Source organism: Acinetobacter sp. YH12094 (genome assembly GCF_013419295.1).
In the GTDB taxonomy this organism is placed as follows: domain Bacteria; phylum Pseudomonadota; class Gammaproteobacteria; order Pseudomonadales; family Moraxellaceae; genus Acinetobacter; species Acinetobacter amyesii.
The window spans coordinates 60852-77253 of sequence record NZ_VPAK01000003.1 but is presented as its reverse complement, the minus strand read 5'-3'; the positions used below and the strand labels follow the sequence as shown (position 1 = coordinate 77253).

Here is a 16402-nt window from a genome sequence, read left to right as displayed (position 1 = left end):
CCTGTTGTCATTTTCAATGTTATTTTAAATTTTAAAATCAGCATTTATGTGCAAGTTTTCTCATGTATAGCATGATTTATTAAAAATAATAAAGCTCATATGCATTATGAACATAATAATTTGCATAAATATCGTGTTTAAATGAATGTTTTTTCATCAAAGTTTAGTTTTTATATTCTAAATAACGTCTTTAGACAACCTACCAATAAAGCTTCTCGATGCATTCCATTGATCTGAATAAATCAATTTCTGATAAAAGGGAAAGATATTTTATTTATATTTTTCAATTTTTTATTTTTACTTTATTTTTCAATGTGCGCTCTATGTCACATTTCATTTTTTTCACTTATTTACTTGGTTTGGTAATTACATTAAAAAATAGCGGCGGTTCATAAATATACAAAAAAACAAAAACGGAAGAATAAACATGGCAATTAAATCACTGAGTTCACTCAGCTCAAAATTAAGTTCTGTACTTAGTCCTTCCCTACAGCTCAGTACAATTAGCAGCACGGTCAGTAACCTACTTAGCCCGCTTAAACCTACAACAAACATCACGGATACGCTGACAGGATTATTAGATAATTTAGGTGGGACAAAGTCTTTTGATTTTAGCGCACTGACTAAAACGCTGCCCCAACTGATTAGCACGATTCAAAGTCTAACATCTAATAACGGTTCAAATTCGGATGCACTCAAGACATTGATGACAACTCTGCAACCACTCCTACAAAACTTAGGTAGCAACGCTGGCTCGACAGAGATGAATCAGTTGGTTCAATCCTTACCTACCATTGTCAACAGCTTGCAAAGTTTACTGAGTAGCACCAATAATCAAGCCAATCTTCCTGACAATATTAGTAGCGCTGTAAATGCCATCAAACCACTGCTTGCTATGCTTGGAAGCGCAACAGGGTCAACGGATGCAACACAAATTATCAATACACTCAGCCAAGTTTTAGAATATGCGCAACCCATTATTCAGATGATTGGGAGCTCGTCTTCTGGAAACATCGACTTTGGGCAAATTGCACAAGGTGCAACGACTGCCCTCCTGCCTTTATTAGCCTCAATCAATAAAGATAACTCAACTATTGATATGGAACAGTTGAGTCATGCTTTACCGACAGTGATTGGAAGTGTGACCAATCTAGTGACCGCCATTTCATCAGCCAACCAAGGGAATGTCCCTGAGACCATTTCAGGGGTGATCAAAGGACTTAATCCGCTTCTAGATTTACTGGCAAAAAGCGATGTCATCGATACGGATCAGGCTCAAACCGTCAAAGCGATTTATGATGTATTAAATAGCGTGAGCACCATTTTGGATGTGGTCAACAATCCATCCTTACTGACGCTTTCAACTGAATTAAATCAAGTGATTGATTCATTGAAACCAGTCATTGCTCTGATGGACAGTAATGGTGAAGCGACTCAGTTCCTCGATCAACTGACCATTCCAGATCTTGGCGATTTACTTGGCAATCTTGCTCCTGAAAAAATTGATCTTGGTTCTATCACGGATCAGTTCAACCAATTGACTGAAAACCTCACGGGCCAATTACCGAATATTAATGACCTATTGGAAAATTTAGGTTCTGCTCAAGGTGATTTTGATATCTCCACCATCATCCCAAGTATTAAGGATGCGCTAGGCAATATCTTCTACCCTGTTATGCCGCTGAATACTTTACAAGCCGATAGTATCAGTCCAGTACTGAATATTTTGGATATTCAACAACAAAGCTATATTTAAGGATTGAATGTCTGATGAAAAAGCGCGCTGTTAGGCGCGCTTTTTTAAAGCAGTATGACGCAAAGTTTTCATATAAAGAGCTTATACACCACGCCAATCTACCCGTGCGTTACGTTCTGTTTGGTATATACGTTGCACATATTGACCTAAAGGCAAATCGCTCAAATAGGCTTTGTAAGCTTTAAACTCTTCTGACAAGGTTTCGCCATGCTCTTTTTCCCACGGCGTTCCGACAATCTCCAATATCGGCGCCAACATTGAACACACAGCAATATCAGCCAAACCTAATCGGTCGCCTACAAAATAACGCCCACCTTGTTCGATCAGACGTTGATTTAAATCAACCACAATTTCCTCCAATCGTTCACGCGATGCCGCAACCTTATCCGTATCTAATTGATAACCTTTAGAAACCAGTGCCTTTATAATGGGCTTGGAATATTTTTCAAACTGACGTAAATATCCCTTTTCACCAATTAAAATATCAAGTGATTCTTCACTTTCATTTAATACATGTGCCAACCCCCAACGGCGCACATGTTGGCCTAACTCAATGGAGAGTTCATTAATTTCTAAAGCGTCTTCACGCAGTTTGACATCTGGACGGATCAGACTATGTTCGGGGTAGGTCGCATCCAAGTAAAAGGCGATTTGAGTTGAATCTGCAACCCAATGATCTTGATCACGTAAAATCGGTAATTTGTTTTGCCCTGTTTTAAGCTGTGCAAATGCACGATGTACACCCGGCATTAAATTATGAGCCACATAATCCAACTCTTTATGATCGAGTAACCAGCGCGCCTTTTCACAAAAATGTGAGAGTGGAAACTGGTAGAGAGTTCGCATAAATGCTCCAAGTTTTTGTTGTAACTGTGGTTTATAAAACCCAGTAATTTTATAGGGATACTTTAGTCACTGTGTTATTGAAACACAATGTCATTTTTGCACCTATTCTGCATCCGTAGTGCAACTCAAGCTTTATTCAGACGTGAATTCATCTCGATCTCAGCGCGATTCAATAAGTTATACATTCTCCTTCCCATATCACCTGACTTTATTATGGCTTTCATGTAAAATCATCCACAATTTTTTTATAATACTTTGTGAGTTATTTCATGGGTTTTAACTGTGGTATTGTCGGCCTGCCGAACGTTGGTAAATCAACGCTTTTCAACGCATTAACCAAAGCTGCGATTGCTGCTGAAAACTTCCCATTCTGTACAATTGAGCCAAATACTGGGATCGTACCTGTACCTGACCCACGTATGGATAAACTTGCTGAAATTGTAAACCCACAACGTGTTGTCCCAACCACGATGGAATTTGTGGATATCGCAGGTCTCGTTGCTGGTGCATCTAAAGGTGAAGGCCTTGGTAACCAATTCTTAGCCAACATTCGTGAAACGGATGCTATTGCACATGTTGTACGTTGTTTTGAAGACGAGAATGTCATTCACGTAAATGGCAAAATTGATCCACTTGACGATATCGCAACAATCAACACTGAACTTGCACTTGCTGACTTAGAAGCTGTTTCTAAAGCAATTACACGTCTAGCAAAATCTGCAAAAGGTGGCGATAAAGAAGCGATTGCGACCAAAGCTGTTTTAGACAAAATCTTACCTTTACTGGATGAAGGTAAACCTGCGCGTGCAGCTGACCTTGATGAAGATGAACGTAAATTGGTGCGTGGTTATGGGTTCTTAACCCTTAAACCAACCATGTATATTGCCAACGTTGCAGAAGATGGTTTCGAAAATAACCCTCACTTAGAAGCAGTGCAAAAATTAGCTGCTGAAGAAAATGCGATTGTGGTTCCACTTTGCAACCAAATCGAAGCAGAAATTTCATTACTTGAAGATGAAGATCGTGCGGAATTCCTTGAAGCTTTAGGCATGGAAGAACCTGGTCTAAACGTAGTTATTCGTGCAGGTTATGGCTTACTCGGCCTTCAAACATACTTCACAGCGGGTGTACAAGAAGTTCGTGCTTGGACAGTGAAAATTGGTGCAACTGCACCTCAAGCTGCTGGTGTGATTCACACTGACTTCGAAAAAGGCTTTATTCGTGCTGAATGTGTTGCCTACAACGACTTCGTTCAATACAACGGTGAAGCTGGTGCTAAAGAAGCAGGTAAATGGCGTTTAGAAGGTAAAACATACATCGTTCAAGATGGCGATGTTCTACACTTCCGTTTTAACGTATAAGACAGTACTCATAAGAAGCCAGCAATTTGCTGGCTTTTTTAATTTTAGGCAAAAGCCCAAGCCAAAAAATAAGCATATTTAAAAACTTAAAACCTGCTTAAAAACAAAATTATATCGACACGAATACATGATTTGGTTGCTGAGTCACCACAGTGCAACGACTTAAATCTCTACCGTTCTGCTATAAATTTACCCATAGGCACTAATGCCTATTTTCATAGAACAATAGCAATGAAAAAAATCAGCACAATTCTAACAGCAGGTATCTTTACAATGCTTAGTGCAACTGCGTTTGCATGTCCACAAGGCACCACACTTACAGGTGGTACAGGTGCAAACCATAAAGGTGGTACTTGTGTTTCCATTGCTAAAGATGCAAAACATCAGGAACGTACTGCTACACATGCAGCACAAGTTGCGCAGCATGATGCAAAAGTCGCTCGACACGATGCAAAACAAGCCAGCCAATTGGCTCAGAGTAAAGTGAAACATAATCAAAAATTAGCAAAACATGATGCAGCTCAAGCACAGCATCTTGCAACACAAGCAAAATCAGAAGCTAAAACTTCAGCCCATGCTGCCAAAGCTGCAAATACTGACGCAAAAGCAAAAATCGCTGCACAAAAGGTCGCTGCGGAACAACATAAAGCAGCTGTTAAATCCTAAACAGTTGAGAATTAACACATCGTAAAAAAAAAGCTGGAATTATTCGGCTTTTTTATTTAAATCATTTATGGGTGAGCAGTATGTAATGCTTTTGCATCCATCTCTGCGCGCTGTCTTCTTGCTTCTGTCAGCATGCGTTGTTCAAGCTCTTTACGAAAGCCTAGTAGAAACACAAACTCAGCTAGAACAAATAAAGGCCCTATTGCCAAGCCAATGACATCATCCATAAACGCAGGCTTTTTCTTTTCATAATAATGACCGATAAACTGGATGATCCAACCCACTACAAAGATCCCCACACTCCAGATCAGCCAAGACATAAGGCTCATTTTTGCGATCATTAAGGCTAAGGGATATGTGATTGCAAACACCAAAAGCATGATCAAACCGAAAATTTTATCTAAACTCAGGTAATAGATGACACTGGCAATAATCAACAACAATGCAAGGGTCAGTTCAAAACCTGAAATCATCAGCCCTGCTCGTGCGGTTAGACACATAATCGAAAACACAATAAGCGGAATACCCACAAAATGCGTTAGCACATTTTTTCGATCTAAATGATATGCTGCATATTGGCTTAGCAATCTTTCAAGTTTGCTCATTAACTTACTCCTTGTTCATTCACTCATTTCACTATATAAAAAATGCATCAATAAAGTTGTCAGCTAATAGACAAGTTAGACCATAAAATAAGGATATGCTGTGCTGGACGCTCAATATGTGCATCAACTCAATAAAAATGTATGGTATTCAGGCTTAAAAGTTTCCTTCCAAGACTTTATCTGCCGCCATGCCCTAACCTTAACTTTCGAAAAAGACGCACGTGTTTTTTTATCAGGACAGCGTTTTAATGGTATGTATGCTGTCTTAGAAGGCGCAGTTCGCTTAGGCTATATTGATATTCATGGCAAAGAAGCGATTGCCGCCATTGCTGAGCCGATTATGTGGTTTGGCGAAATATCCTTGGTTGACCAATTACCACGCTCTCACGATGCCATCTGTATCAAAAAATCCACCTTATTACACTTACCGACTCAAGCAATTCAGCAATTATTACAACGACACCCTGAGTTTTGGTTTCATATTGCCCAGCTCACCAGTCAAAAACTTCGCTATGCCTTTATGGAACTCATTGCCTTACAAACGCAAAGTTTAAGTCAACGTCTCGCACAGCGTCTGCTGTTTATTTTAAATGGATATGGAAATCATTTGGAAATTGAGCAACACACCATACACATCTCACAGGAACAACTCGCGCAACTGATGAATTGCTCAAGACAATCAGTCAATCAAGAGCTTCAGCAGTTGGAAAAAATGCAGGTTCTTCGTGTAGCGTTTAAACAAATTGAAATTTTAGATCTAGCGCAGTTACATCAGATTGCTCATGCACTTCCTGTGCATGATGTCTGACATTTGTGATTTAAATAAGTGCATTTAATTGCACCAGAATGATTCTTTATAGTTATTTTGCTTTTATTTGTGGCACTTCGCTTTATCGAGTTTTGATCACGACAATAATTGGCAAACATTTACACTGTCAAAACCATTTGTACATGCTGCAACTTCTTGAGTTGATGCTTCTGATTTGTCTTCAGTCGCTGCTTGTACATTGACCGCTGTAGTCAAAACAGCCAAAACCGATAACATCATTAATGTTTTTTTCATCTTAATCACCTATTCAACATCTTTAATTTAACTTACATACTTCATCTTTTACGCATTAATTTTTACATATTTTATCAAATAATGATAATTTTAATTTTTTATCACATTATTCATACTTTATATTATTAATATTTTAAAGATATTAATTAAAGAAAAAGACAGACGATTAGCATTCTAAAATGGAGTGTTTTTTATCAATGAATCTTTATAAAAAATAATTATGTACTTAATAATCAATGCTTTTTATCTATTTAACTTCAGAAAACAACCATGCAATTTGGAATTTAGCTCAATACTACGGCAGCGCACTGATTTAATTTTTTATATGAAATAGCGATGATTTTAGGAGGATTTTCCAATCTTCTATTATAGATTTATTCTTGTTTTTTGATATTTTCCAAAAAAAAAGCAGTGAAAATTCACTGCTTTGATCGGGTTAAATGCCTACTTTTTTCGGATCGGTATTTCCGAGTTCAGGGTTTTCAATCGCACCTTTGCATTGATTTTTATCACGCTCATAATCTGCTTGCTTCTGTGCAACAGTCGAACTCTGATCAATACTTTCACGTGCCCAAATTTCCAGACTTGTTAATGCCTTACGACATAGTGCATATTTCCCTTCAGTCACAGAATCGGTCATTTTGACATTGATCCGCCATTCCGTACTCAATTTACGCGCTGGAATACGAACTTTCTCTTCCATCTGATCGACTTGCTTTGCATAAACAATCGGATCGGCTTCATTGATAAACGCCCAAGCTTTGGCAGCATACTCCGTTGCATCATTGGTTAATTTAGGTGCTGCTTTAATTTCGACTTGAGCTTGTTCAGCTCCATCATTACCACAGGCCTGCAACAACACCGTGCTGCTCAATAATGAAACAATCAGTATCCCACGCATCTTTAACCTCTGCATATCCAGCTCATTTCAGCAAACATATTCGGCAATATGCTAGTGAATTCGAGTACAATACTCAATCATCATTTGACCTGTTGTTCAACTCTTTCAAAGGTGTGTCGTGTCTGAGCACAAACTTCCTACAGTTCAGCCTGCGGGTTTTTGGCAAGGTGCTAAAGATAGTCAAGCCATTATCTTTACCTATCTTCCTGTTTCTTTTGCATTTGGGGTTTCTGCGACTCAATTTGGTTTCACTGCGTGGGAAGCCTTATTTTTATCTTGCTCTATGTATGCCGGTGCCAGTCAGTTTCTCGTCGTTGCGTTACTGGGAAGTGGAACATCCATTTGGATGACTGCACTCACTGTGATTGCTCTCGATATACGCCATTTGCTCTACGGTCCTGCTTTACAAAACCTGATTCAAGACCGACTCAATTTAAAGAAAACGGCAGTTTGGGCTTGGGGTTTAACCGACGAAGTTTTTGCATCAGGTATGATCAAACTGTCGCAACGTCGTCAAGAATGGTCAGAATCTTGGATGTTAGGACTCAGCTTATTTAGTTGGCTGTCTTGGGCAACAGGCTCATTTTTAGGCGGTTTATTTGCCGATCAAGTCAGCAACCTTCCACAATTTTTACAAGCTGCACTCGACTTCCTACTGCCTGCATTGTTTTTAAGCTTTTTACTCGCAGCATTTGAGAAAAAACATACATTTGTGGTCACGGTTACAATTATTGTTTCTGCGATTGCTTGTTACTTTATCGACTTGTCTGCTGCGATTTTTATCGGTATTTCTTCTGGTATTTTTGCCGGTTTATTCAAACATTATGTCTTAAAAAAACCTGATCCTGAACATATGGGTGAAGCATCATGAATCTAGAAATTATCTTGGTCGGGATCTTGGTCGGAATTGCGAATTTTGCATCACGGTTTGGGCCATTTTTTGTTATTCAAAAATTTCAGCAAGGTTCACAACAGCGTGGTTCTTTATGGCTCAAAATCGCTTTGGGCTCGATTGGCATTGCCGCAATTAGTTCAATGTTGGTGGTTGCAACCTTACCGCCTCTGCTTGAAACCCCAAATAAAAGCTTTGCCATGTTGGTTGGATTTGCGGTGCTTGCAGGCTTGTATTTTAAGTTTAAAAAAATTGTCCCTGCTACACTGACTGCGGCACTGACTTACGGCTTAGTCTATACCTATATACCTTTTCATCTCTAAAGCCGAGACAGCGACAATCCCCCTCAAGCACAAGCTTCTTCAGCCTGTGCCTTTTAATTAGCAATATTTATGAGATAGTCAACGCATAACATAAAAAATCTAGCGAAAACCAATAGATGGCAAAGCACCATTGTATTCAAGGCAAAATTTATATTCATTCTAGACAACCATCTGAATTAAGCTGGGGACTGCAAAAACCCATCGAAAGCGTATATTTTCAATGCTTCATTCAAAGCCAGCTGTTCAGTGGTAATTTCTGCGCTGTACATTACCAAACTGCAGATCAGATCCGCGCCATTTATATAGAGAAAAATCAGCAAAAGACGATTGTGGGCTTATATAACTACACACAGCAGATTCTGCACTTACATCCGCGTCGCCTGATGTTTTCACACATATCAATACCCCGCTTGTTTAGCAATTTTCTGCAGCTGACCGACTTCTTATTGATTTTTCTATTGTGTATTTTCAGCATTGGCGCATGGCTCAATTCATCATTTCACCTTCTATCGGTAGCTGCAGACGCGCTCTATTTCACTGCCATTTTAATTAGCTTAATATTGATTTTATGCATATGCGCCGTACCACTGCTCGGATTGCTGTACTGGCCCAACTTCCGTCAAACATCTGTGCAGCTTCGTGCGCTTCAATGTGCAAATTTGGATATTGAGCCATTCCCTGCATCTGTAAAAAATGCTGGCATATTTAAAGTGAATTTAAATAAAAACAAATAAACACCACTATTTAAAGATTTTCGCAGGTACATAATTAAGCGAACGCCCCCATAAAGATATAAAAAAAATTGTTGGACAATATCATTTATTTATGTGAACACTCTCTTATCTCTCGAACAAGTTCTGCTATGCTTAAATTCCCATAAAATCAAGCATGGATGATTTACATGAGCGTCACTATTGGTACTCCACTTCAGTCTTCAGCGTATAAAGTCTTACTGTTAGGTTCTGGTGAACTCGGTAAAGAAGTTGTGATTTCATTGCAACGTTTGGGTGTAGAAGTTCATGCTGCCGATCGTTATGACCATGCTCCTGCCATGCAAGTTGCACATTTTTCTCATACTTTAAATATGGCAGATCCTGAGGCACTTAAAGCTTTAATTTCTCAAGTGAAGCCTCATTTGATTGTTCCTGAAATTGAAGCTATTGCGACTCAAGTTTTAGTCGAGATTGAAGAACAAAATATTGCCACTGTCATTCCTTCTGCAAAAGCTGTCAACCTGACAATGAATCGTGAAGGGATTCGCCGTCTAGCTGCCGAAGAGCTTGGACTCCCGACTTCAGCCTACCGCTTTGCCAATACCCTTGAAGCGTTCCGTGCTGCATGCGATGACATTGGTTATCCAAACTTTGTTAAGCCTGTCATGTCGTCTTCGGGTAAAGGACAGTCACGTGTAAAAAGCTTTGATGAAGTCGATGCTGCTTGGGAATATGCACAAACAGGTGGACGTGTAAATCAAGGTACAGTGATCGTAGAATCACAAATTGACTTTGACTTTGAAATCACCCTGCTGACTGTTCGTGCTAAAAATGCAGAAACAGGTGAAATTGAAACATCATTTTGCGATCCAATTGGCCACCGCCAAGACGCTGGTGACTATGTAGAAAGTTGGCAACCACAACTCATGACTGCTCTTGCTTTAGAAGAAGCCAAGCGTATTGCCAATAAAGTAACCATTGCATTAGGTGGATGTGGCATTTTTGGGGTGGAACTGTTTGTCAAAGGCGATAAAGTATGGTTTAGTGAGGTATCACCTCGTCCACACGATACAGGCCTTGTCACTCTTGCATCGCAATTCCAAAGCGAATTCGAACTGCATGCACGTGCCATTCTTGGTCTGCCTGTGAATACTGCTCGACACAGTACTGCTGCAAGCGCAGTCATCTATGCAGGCGTGGATGATACCAATTTATCATTTACTGGCTTAAATCTTGCTTTGGCTAATCCAAACACCGATTTACGCCTCTTTGGTAAACCAGAAGGCTTTAAACGTCGCCGTATGGGCGTAGCAACAGCACGCGCTGAAACCACAGATCACGCGCGTGAACTTGCTCAACATGCTGCACAACAAGTCAGTGTTCAACAAAACTAAGTTTGTAACACCTTAACGGACCACTGTTCATGATCAATACGCTTCCTCTGCTGAATTACATTAAAAGTAACCACGACATTCAGGCGATTAACCAATGGCGCTCAGATGTTGAAAATCAGTTACAGGAATGCTTTGAAAATGGACAGTCGATTCGTGATGTAATTTTGGCTCGTTCGAATCTAATCGATGAAGCCTTAAAGTTCTTATGGACACATGCTGAACTCGACCAAACCGATCTCGGTTTATTTGCTGTCGGTGGCTATGGTCGCCGCGAAATGCTGCCTTACTCCGACGTCGATATCATGATTTTGTCCGAAGATGAAATCAGCCCAGAACAAGAAAAACTCATCTCCAGCTTTATTTCAACTCTTTGGGATGTTGGTAATTTCAAACCGGGCATCAGTGTACGTACTATTAACGATTGTGTTGCTCAAGCCACCAATGATTTAACCGTGGCAACAGCCCTGATCGAAGCACGTTTGATTGTGGGCAATGAACACCTAGCTAAATGGCCACGCCGTATCGTGTCACAGACATGGACGGATAAAACCTTCTATGATGCCAAAATGCAAGAGCAAGCCAAACGCTATGCTCAACATAACAATACCGAAAGCAACTTAGAACCCGATATTAAAAATGCGCCCGGCGGGATCCGTGATATCAACCAAATCGGATGGATTGCTAAGCGTCATTTCCGTGTCAATCGCATTTATGACCTTGTACATTTAGGTTTTATTTCAGAGTTTGAACTGGGTGTTCTTGAAGAAACAGAAAGCTTTCTTTGGGAAATTCGTCATCATTTACATCGCTTAACCAAGCGCGACGAAAACCGATTATTGTTTGATTATCAACGTGACATTGCTGCTAAATTTGGCTATCAGCGCGAAGAAGGTAAATCACCGAATTATCCAATCGAACAGTTCATGAAACGTTACTATCGTAGCGCTCAGCAAGTGACGACGTTAAATGAAATGCTCTTGGCTTATTTTAATGAATCTGTCATTACGCCACGCTTACCTGACTATGAACGTAAGATTGAAGAGATCAATGCCAATTTCAAATTAGTTGATGGTAAATTGGCTGTGCAGCATCATAAAATTTTCTCTGAAAATCCAAGTGCTATTTTAGAAATTTTCTACCTCTTGGCGAATCGTCCTGAAATTGAAGGGATTCGTGCCCGAACTTTACGTCTATTGTCTCTTGCGGCAAAACGTATTGATCAAAACTTCCGTGACAATCCTGCACATCAAGCCTTATTTATGGCGATCATTCGCTCACCCTACCGTTTATATGACACCATGGTGGCGATGAAACGGTATGGTGTGCTCGGCAACTATATTCCTGCCTTTGGGCAAATCATGGGACTCATGCAATACGACTTGTTCCATATTTATACTGTCGATGCCCATACCCTATTATTACTGCGTAATTTAAACCGTTTTAAAGAGCCTGAATTTGCTAAGGACTTCCCTGTCGTTAGCTCTGTATTCCAACGACTGGCGCGCCGTGACATTGTTTATTTAGCGGCAATTTTCCATGATATCGCCAAAGGTCGTGGTGGTGACCACAGTGAACTTGGTGCAGCGGATGCAATTGATTTCTGCCGTACCCATGGGTTTACCGAACGCGAATGTAACCTTGTCGCATGGTTGATTCAAAACCATCTCCTGATGTCTGTCACTTCTCAGAAAAAGGACATTTCCGATCCAGATGTGGTGAAAGAATTTGCTGAGAAAATGGGCGATATGGAGCATCTCGACTATCTCTACACCTTAACAGTTGCCGATATCAACGCAACCAATCCGACGCTTTGGAATACATGGCGTGCATCACTCATGCGTCAACTGTATACACAAGCACGTGATGTGATTCGTTCAGGTTTGGGGCGTCCTGTAGATTATCCAATGCTGATCGAAGACACTAAATTTGCGGCCAGTGAACTATTAGTCAACGATTTTTCGCTCTACGATGTAGAAACTGTTTGGCAAGAACTCGGTGATGAATATTTCCTAAAAGAATCTGCCGATGAAATCGCATGGCATACGCGCGCCATTTTAAAACATGGCAATAATGCAGAACCATTGGTGATGATGCGAGCACATCGTAAATTTGCACAAGATGCGGTACAGATCTTTATTTACACACAAGATCAGCCTAACTTGTTTGCGACCACAGTGGCAATTTTGGACAGAATGAACTTAGACGTTCAGGATGCTCGGATTATTACTGCATCCACTGCATTTAGTTTGGACACCTATGTTGTACTTGACCGTTTTGGCACCTTATTGACAGATCCAGAGCGTGAGCAAACCGTTATTGAAGCGCTCAAAAAAGCCTTAAGCCAATCTGACAAATACCCAGGCCTAATGCAGCGTCGTATTCCACGTCAACTGCGTCATTTTGATATTGAAAATACCGTGAGTATTTCTTTTAATGAAGCACTTCAACAAAATATGGTTGAAATTGCGACACTTGACCATCCGGGCTTACTTGCTAAAGTCGGTGGTTTATTTATGATGCAAGGCCTAGATATTCACTCTGCGAAAATTGCGACGCTCGGTGAACGTGCTGAAGATATTTTCTATGTCACTAAAAAAGATGGCTCACCTATGAGTGATTCAGAAGCGGAAACGTTTGCTGCACAGTTAAAGTCAGCACTCGATGAAGCTTCGAATCAGGTTTGTAGTCATCATTAACTTAAATTGATCGGTATCCATTCCATGAACTCCAGTTTGTCATTATTGCACCCTTATCCATTTGAAAAGCTAAATAAGCTATTTCAGGATGTGAAACCCGCAGATTTGCCTTTGATTCCCCTATCGATTGGTGAACCAAAGCATCCTGCACCGGAGTTTGTGAAACAGGCCATTATTGATAATTTTCAGCATTTATCCACTTACCCAAACAGCAAGGGTTTACCTGAGCTTCGCACAAGTATTGCAAATTGGTTAACCCGTCGCTTTAAACTCAATAACATCAGTGCAGAGACCAACGTCCTGCCGGTGTCAGGCACGCGTGAAGCGATCTTCTCGTTTGTACAAGCTTTGGTTAAACGTGAAGATGCCCCTTATGTGGTGATGCCAAATCCGTTCTACCAAATCTATGAAGGCGCAACTTTACTTGCGGGTGCAGAACCTTACTTCATCAACTGTACAGAAGAAAATAACTACCTTGGCGACTTTGACGCTGTGCCAGCTGAAGTTTGGGAAAAAACCGCTTTATTGTTTGTCTGCACACCGGGTAATCCTACAGGTGCGGTACTTACTAAAGAACAGTTTAAAAAACTGATTGCTCTGTCTGACCAATATAATTTTGTGATTGCATCTGATGAATGCTACTCAGAGCTTTGGTTTGATGAAGCGCCTGTTGGTCTGCTTGAAGTTTGTGCTGAAATGGGCCGTGATGACTATAAAAACTGCGTGGTATTCCACTCACTGTCTAAACGTTCTAACCTACCGGGTATGCGCTCTGGCTTTGTGGCAGGTGATGCTGCGCTTTTAAAACCCTATTTACAATACCGTACTTATCATGGCGCTGCGATGCCTGTTCAACACCAGTTGGCTTCAATTGCAGCTTGGGATGACGAAGCACACGTCGAAGAAAACCGCGTCCAGTACCGTGCAAAATTTGAATTATTCCAACGCGAACTGGGTCACCTACTACCATTACAAAAACCTGATGCAGGGTTCTACTACTGGTTAAAAGTGGATAATGATGAAACTTTTGCCAAAATGCTGATGGAAAAAGCACACGTTAAAGTGCTTCCAGGCCGTTATTTATCACGTGATACAGCACAAGGGAATCCGGGTGAAAACCATGTCCGTTTAGCCCTCGTTGCCGATATTGCCCAATGTGAAGAAGTGATTCGTCGCTTAAAAGCAGTACTTTAATTGATTTAAAGCGTTCTGCTTAAAACAAAAAATGCCCCAGATTTGGGGCATTTTTATTTAAGTCATTTCTTAACAATCATTCAGAGCTAATCATCTAGCAATAATTACTTATAAACAATCATTGAGAAATCATTGAAAACCATTAGAAATCAAATGTAGCACTCAATTTAAATGTTCGAGGTTCTCTCACTGTTAAACGCTGTATAAAAAATAAGTATGGTCATAACAGATTGTTGTAAAGCGAATAGATAAGCAGACATCTGAAAGGTTTTAGCTAGTTGCAAAGTAATATCTTTCATTATCAATTAGATCTACCATTAATAACAGATCATTTATGGAACTCAAAATTTGCCTTCTGCTATGAGCTTATTGAGGTGGATGAAGAGAAAATTCATGTTCAACGGTATAACTGAGATTTTTATCGACCATCGGAATAGGTTCAAGTCGCGCAACTAATAAGGATTTTTGTACTTTTTGATCAAAGTTTTTAGAGCCTGAACTTGCAATGAGTTTTGAGCCACCAATATAGCCTGTTGCAGCAATCACAGTGAGCTGTAGTTTGACAGGTTGTTTATATGTTTTCATCTCAGACGCAGACAGCACATATTGCGGTGCATTTACCCAAGAAACTTCATACATTTTCGGTTTTACATGTGGATCAATTACATCTGCAACACGCGTAGGTTGGTATTCTTCTATAGGTGTTTTTAACAATTGCAATAATGCGTTGACCCGAGCATCTGTAGTACGGTCTAGATTGCTTGCAACAACAGACATTTTTGTAGGTTCAGATGCACTTGGAGCGTTATCTGCCCAAGCTAAGCCCACACATACGAGTAAAAAAAACGTTAAAACACAAATTCGACGTTTAACCATCTGCTTAAACAATGTTATGACCTTCAAATAAAGACACTTCAGTATAAAACATCCAAAAAATAAAGACGCTTCCGCGCCTTTATATCAACCTCAGTTCGGCCAATAATTCACTTCATTTTGACTGAGCTAAAGCTTTTTCAATATCTTCATTCAATGTTTCAGGCTTGGTCGTAGGTGCATAGCGGTTAATAACTTGCCCATTTTTGCCAATTAAAAACTTGGTGAAGTTCCATTTAATACCATTACCCAATACGCCTTTCGAGTTATTGGTTAAATAACGGAAAATCACATGCGCTTCAGGGCCTTTTACATTCACTTTGGCAAACATCGGGAAAGATACGCCATAGTTTTTTTGACAAAATGCGCCAATTTGATCATTTGAACCCGGATCTTGTCCGCCAAATTGGTTGCATGGAAAACCTAAAACCTCAAAACCTTGATCTTTATATTGTTCGTAAATTTTCTCCAAACCAGCAAATTGAGGAGTAAACCCACATTTACTAGCGGTATTTACAATTAATAAAACCTTGCCTTCATAATCTGCAAAGGATTTATTACTTCCGTCCAGTAATTCTGCTTCAAACTGGTGAATGGTGGTCATGGATAAGTTTCCTCATCATTTTTTTCTTTTGTTTCTAATTCTAAGGATGCCGAATTAATACAATAACGTAATCCAGTCGGCTGTGGGCCATCAGTAAAAACATGCCCTAAATGTGCGTCACAATGATGACAAACAATTTCTGTTCTGACCATACCGTGTGTCGTATCTACATTTTCTTCTACTGCAGCAGGTTCAATCGGCTTATAAAAGCTTGGCCAACCACAACCGCTATCATATTTGGTTTCAGAAGAAAAAAGCGGCTCCCCGCAACATCGACATACATACGTGCCAGCTTGTTTCGTATTCCAATATTTTCCAGTGAAAGCTTGCTCCGTGCCTTTCTGACGCGTTATGCGAAACTCTTCTGGTGACAATTCTCTTTGCCATTCTCTTTCTGTTTTATTGAGTTTTCCCATGATGACGTCCCTTTATATCGTGGTATTTAAAATAGGATAATCCTATATTTACGTCATTCAATCTTAAATTTCTAGTCTTTATTCAACAATTTACAAAAT

At 40.0% G+C, this 16402-nt stretch carries 17 protein-coding genes; 10 read left to right on the top strand and 7 right to left on the bottom strand.

Annotated elements, in window-relative coordinates:
- The first annotated feature begins 427 nt into the window (after positions 1–427).
- Positions 428–1756, top strand: a complete 1329-nt coding sequence (locus FTU34_RS02720) for a hypothetical protein (RefSeq protein WP_180034648.1) — start codon at positions 428–430, stop codon at positions 1754–1756.
- A gap of 81 nt (positions 1757–1837) precedes the next feature.
- On the opposite strand, the gene FTU34_RS02715 is transcribed toward FTU34_RS02720, so the two are convergent.
- A complete protein-coding gene (locus FTU34_RS02715; RefSeq protein WP_180034647.1) occupies positions 1838–2602 on the bottom strand; it encodes a glutathione S-transferase family protein in 765 nt (254 codons plus the stop codon).
- 269 nt (positions 2603–2871) lie between these two features.
- Here FTU34_RS02715 and ychF point away from each other — a divergent pair, with 269 nt between their 5' ends.
- Together ychF and FTU34_RS02705 are read left to right on the top strand one after the other, a co-directional pair.
- Complete coding sequence (gene ychF / locus FTU34_RS02710; RefSeq protein WP_078189045.1) at positions 2872–3963, top strand: redox-regulated ATPase YchF; 1092 nt, start codon at positions 2872–2874, stop codon at positions 3961–3963.
- 231 nt (positions 3964–4194) lie between these two features.
- Positions 4195–4629, top strand: coding sequence for a hypothetical protein (locus FTU34_RS02705; RefSeq protein WP_257226204.1), 435 nt, complete (start codon positions 4195–4197; stop codon positions 4627–4629).
- A 65-nt stretch (positions 4630–4694) separates the two neighbouring features.
- Here the strand turns inward: FTU34_RS02705 and FTU34_RS02700 are convergent, their stop codons facing one another.
- Positions 4695–5234, bottom strand: coding sequence for a DUF962 domain-containing protein (locus FTU34_RS02700; protein WP_180034646.1), 540 nt, complete (start codon positions 5232–5234; stop codon positions 4695–4697).
- 100 nt (positions 5235–5334) lie between these two features.
- On the opposite strand from FTU34_RS02700, the gene FTU34_RS02695 reads away from it, so the two are divergent.
- A complete protein-coding gene (locus FTU34_RS02695; protein WP_180034645.1) occupies positions 5335–6042 on the top strand; it encodes a Crp/Fnr family transcriptional regulator in 708 nt (235 codons plus the stop codon).
- A gap of 96 nt (positions 6043–6138) precedes the next feature.
- Here FTU34_RS02695 and FTU34_RS02690 read toward each other — a convergent pair whose 3' ends face one another.
- Complete coding sequence (locus FTU34_RS02690; protein WP_180133541.1) at positions 6139–6297, bottom strand: hypothetical protein; 159 nt, start codon at positions 6295–6297, stop codon at positions 6139–6141.
- 436 nt (positions 6298–6733) lie between these two features.
- The gene (locus FTU34_RS02685; RefSeq protein WP_180034644.1) at positions 6734–7213 is read right to left on the bottom strand and encodes a hypothetical protein; all 480 of its coding nucleotides are present in this window, start codon (positions 7211–7213) and stop codon (positions 6734–6736) included.
- 103 nt (positions 7214–7316) lie between these two features.
- Between FTU34_RS02685 and FTU34_RS02680 the strand changes: the two genes are divergently transcribed.
- The 6 genes from FTU34_RS02680 to dapC all read left to right on the top strand — a co-directional run bounded on the left by FTU34_RS02680 (position 7317) and on the right by dapC (position 14410).
- Complete coding sequence (locus FTU34_RS02680) at positions 7317–8069, top strand: AzlC family ABC transporter permease (RefSeq protein ID WP_078194362.1); 753 nt, start codon at positions 7317–7319, stop codon at positions 8067–8069.
- Positions 8066–8413, top strand: a complete 348-nt coding sequence (gene ygaH, locus FTU34_RS02675; protein WP_078189050.1) for an L-valine transporter subunit YgaH — start codon at positions 8066–8068, stop codon at positions 8411–8413. The genes FTU34_RS02680 and ygaH overlap by 4 nt, the downstream gene beginning before the upstream one ends.
- A gap of 116 nt (positions 8414–8529) precedes the next feature.
- Positions 8530–9147: a hypothetical protein gene (locus FTU34_RS02670; RefSeq protein WP_180034643.1), complete on the top strand. Its 618-nt coding sequence runs from the start codon at positions 8530–8532 to the stop codon at positions 9145–9147.
- A 158-nt stretch (positions 9148–9305) separates the two neighbouring features.
- Positions 9306–10520, top strand: a complete 1215-nt coding sequence (purT, locus tag FTU34_RS02665) for a formate-dependent phosphoribosylglycinamide formyltransferase (RefSeq protein ID WP_180034642.1) — start codon at positions 9306–9308, stop codon at positions 10518–10520.
- 29 nt (positions 10521–10549) lie between these two features.
- Positions 10550–13216 carry a [protein-PII] uridylyltransferase gene (gene glnD / locus FTU34_RS02660; protein WP_180108278.1) on the top strand — a complete coding sequence of 889 codons (2667 nt, stop codon included), beginning with the start codon at positions 10550–10552 and terminating at the stop codon, positions 13214–13216.
- A 24-nt stretch (positions 13217–13240) separates the two neighbouring features.
- Positions 13241–14410 carry a succinyldiaminopimelate transaminase gene (gene dapC, locus FTU34_RS02655; protein ID WP_180034640.1) on the top strand — a complete coding sequence of 390 codons (1170 nt, stop codon included), beginning with the start codon at positions 13241–13243 and terminating at the stop codon, positions 14408–14410.
- A gap of 366 nt (positions 14411–14776) precedes the next feature.
- Here the strand turns inward: dapC and FTU34_RS02650 are convergent, their stop codons facing one another.
- The 3 genes from FTU34_RS02650 to msrB all read right to left on the bottom strand — a co-directional run bounded on the left by FTU34_RS02650 (position 14777) and on the right by msrB (position 16303).
- Positions 14777–15298: an energy transducer TonB gene (locus tag FTU34_RS02650; protein WP_180034639.1), complete on the bottom strand. Its 522-nt coding sequence runs from the start codon at positions 15296–15298 to the stop codon at positions 14777–14779.
- 100 nt (positions 15299–15398) lie between these two features.
- Positions 15399–15887 carry a glutathione peroxidase gene (locus FTU34_RS02645; protein ID WP_111885907.1) on the bottom strand — a complete coding sequence of 163 codons (489 nt, stop codon included), beginning with the start codon at positions 15885–15887 and terminating at the stop codon, positions 15399–15401.
- Positions 15884–16303, bottom strand: a complete 420-nt coding sequence (gene msrB / locus FTU34_RS02640; protein ID WP_078194371.1) for a peptide-methionine (R)-S-oxide reductase MsrB — start codon at positions 16301–16303, stop codon at positions 15884–15886. Before msrB ends, FTU34_RS02645 begins: the two co-directional genes overlap by 4 nt.
- Positions 16304–16402 lie beyond the last annotated feature (99 nt).

What these genes read in the sequence shown, in the direction of transcription:
- purT (WP_180034642.1), top strand. Translation starts at nt 9,306, where the DNA reads ATGATTTACATGAGCGTCACTATTGGTACTCCACTTCAGTCTTCAGCG.
- FTU34_RS02645 (WP_111885907.1), bottom strand. Translation starts at nt 15,887, where the DNA reads ATGACCACCATTCACCAGTTTGAAGCAGAATTACTGGACGGAAGTAAT.
- FTU34_RS02690 (WP_180133541.1), bottom strand. Translation starts at nt 6,297, where the DNA reads ATGAAAAAAACATTAATGATGTTATCGGTTTTGGCTGTTTTGACTACA.
- dapC (WP_180034640.1), top strand. Translation starts at nt 13,241, where the DNA reads ATGAACTCCAGTTTGTCATTATTGCACCCTTATCCATTTGAAAAGCTA.
- msrB (WP_078194371.1), bottom strand. Translation starts at nt 16,303, where the DNA reads ATGGGAAAACTCAATAAAACAGAAAGAGAATGGCAAAGAGAATTGTCA.
- FTU34_RS02715 (WP_180034647.1), bottom strand. Translation starts at nt 2,602, where the DNA reads ATGCGAACTCTCTACCAGTTTCCACTCTCACATTTTTGTGAAAAGGCG.
- FTU34_RS02700 (WP_180034646.1), bottom strand. Translation starts at nt 5,234, where the DNA reads ATGAGCAAACTTGAAAGATTGCTAAGCCAATATGCAGCATATCATTTA.
- FTU34_RS02720 (WP_180034648.1), top strand. Translation starts at nt 428, where the DNA reads ATGGCAATTAAATCACTGAGTTCACTCAGCTCAAAATTAAGTTCTGTA.
- ychF (WP_078189045.1), top strand. Translation starts at nt 2,872, where the DNA reads ATGGGTTTTAACTGTGGTATTGTCGGCCTGCCGAACGTTGGTAAATCA.
- FTU34_RS02670 (WP_180034643.1), top strand. Translation starts at nt 8,530, where the DNA reads ATGGCAAAGCACCATTGTATTCAAGGCAAAATTTATATTCATTCTAGA.
- ygaH (WP_078189050.1), top strand. Translation starts at nt 8,066, where the DNA reads ATGAATCTAGAAATTATCTTGGTCGGGATCTTGGTCGGAATTGCGAAT.
- glnD (WP_180108278.1), top strand. Translation starts at nt 10,550, where the DNA reads ATGATCAATACGCTTCCTCTGCTGAATTACATTAAAAGTAACCACGAC.
- FTU34_RS02705 (WP_257226204.1), top strand. Translation starts at nt 4,195, where the DNA reads ATGAAAAAAATCAGCACAATTCTAACAGCAGGTATCTTTACAATGCTT.
- FTU34_RS02685 (WP_180034644.1), bottom strand. Translation starts at nt 7,213, where the DNA reads ATGCAGAGGTTAAAGATGCGTGGGATACTGATTGTTTCATTATTGAGC.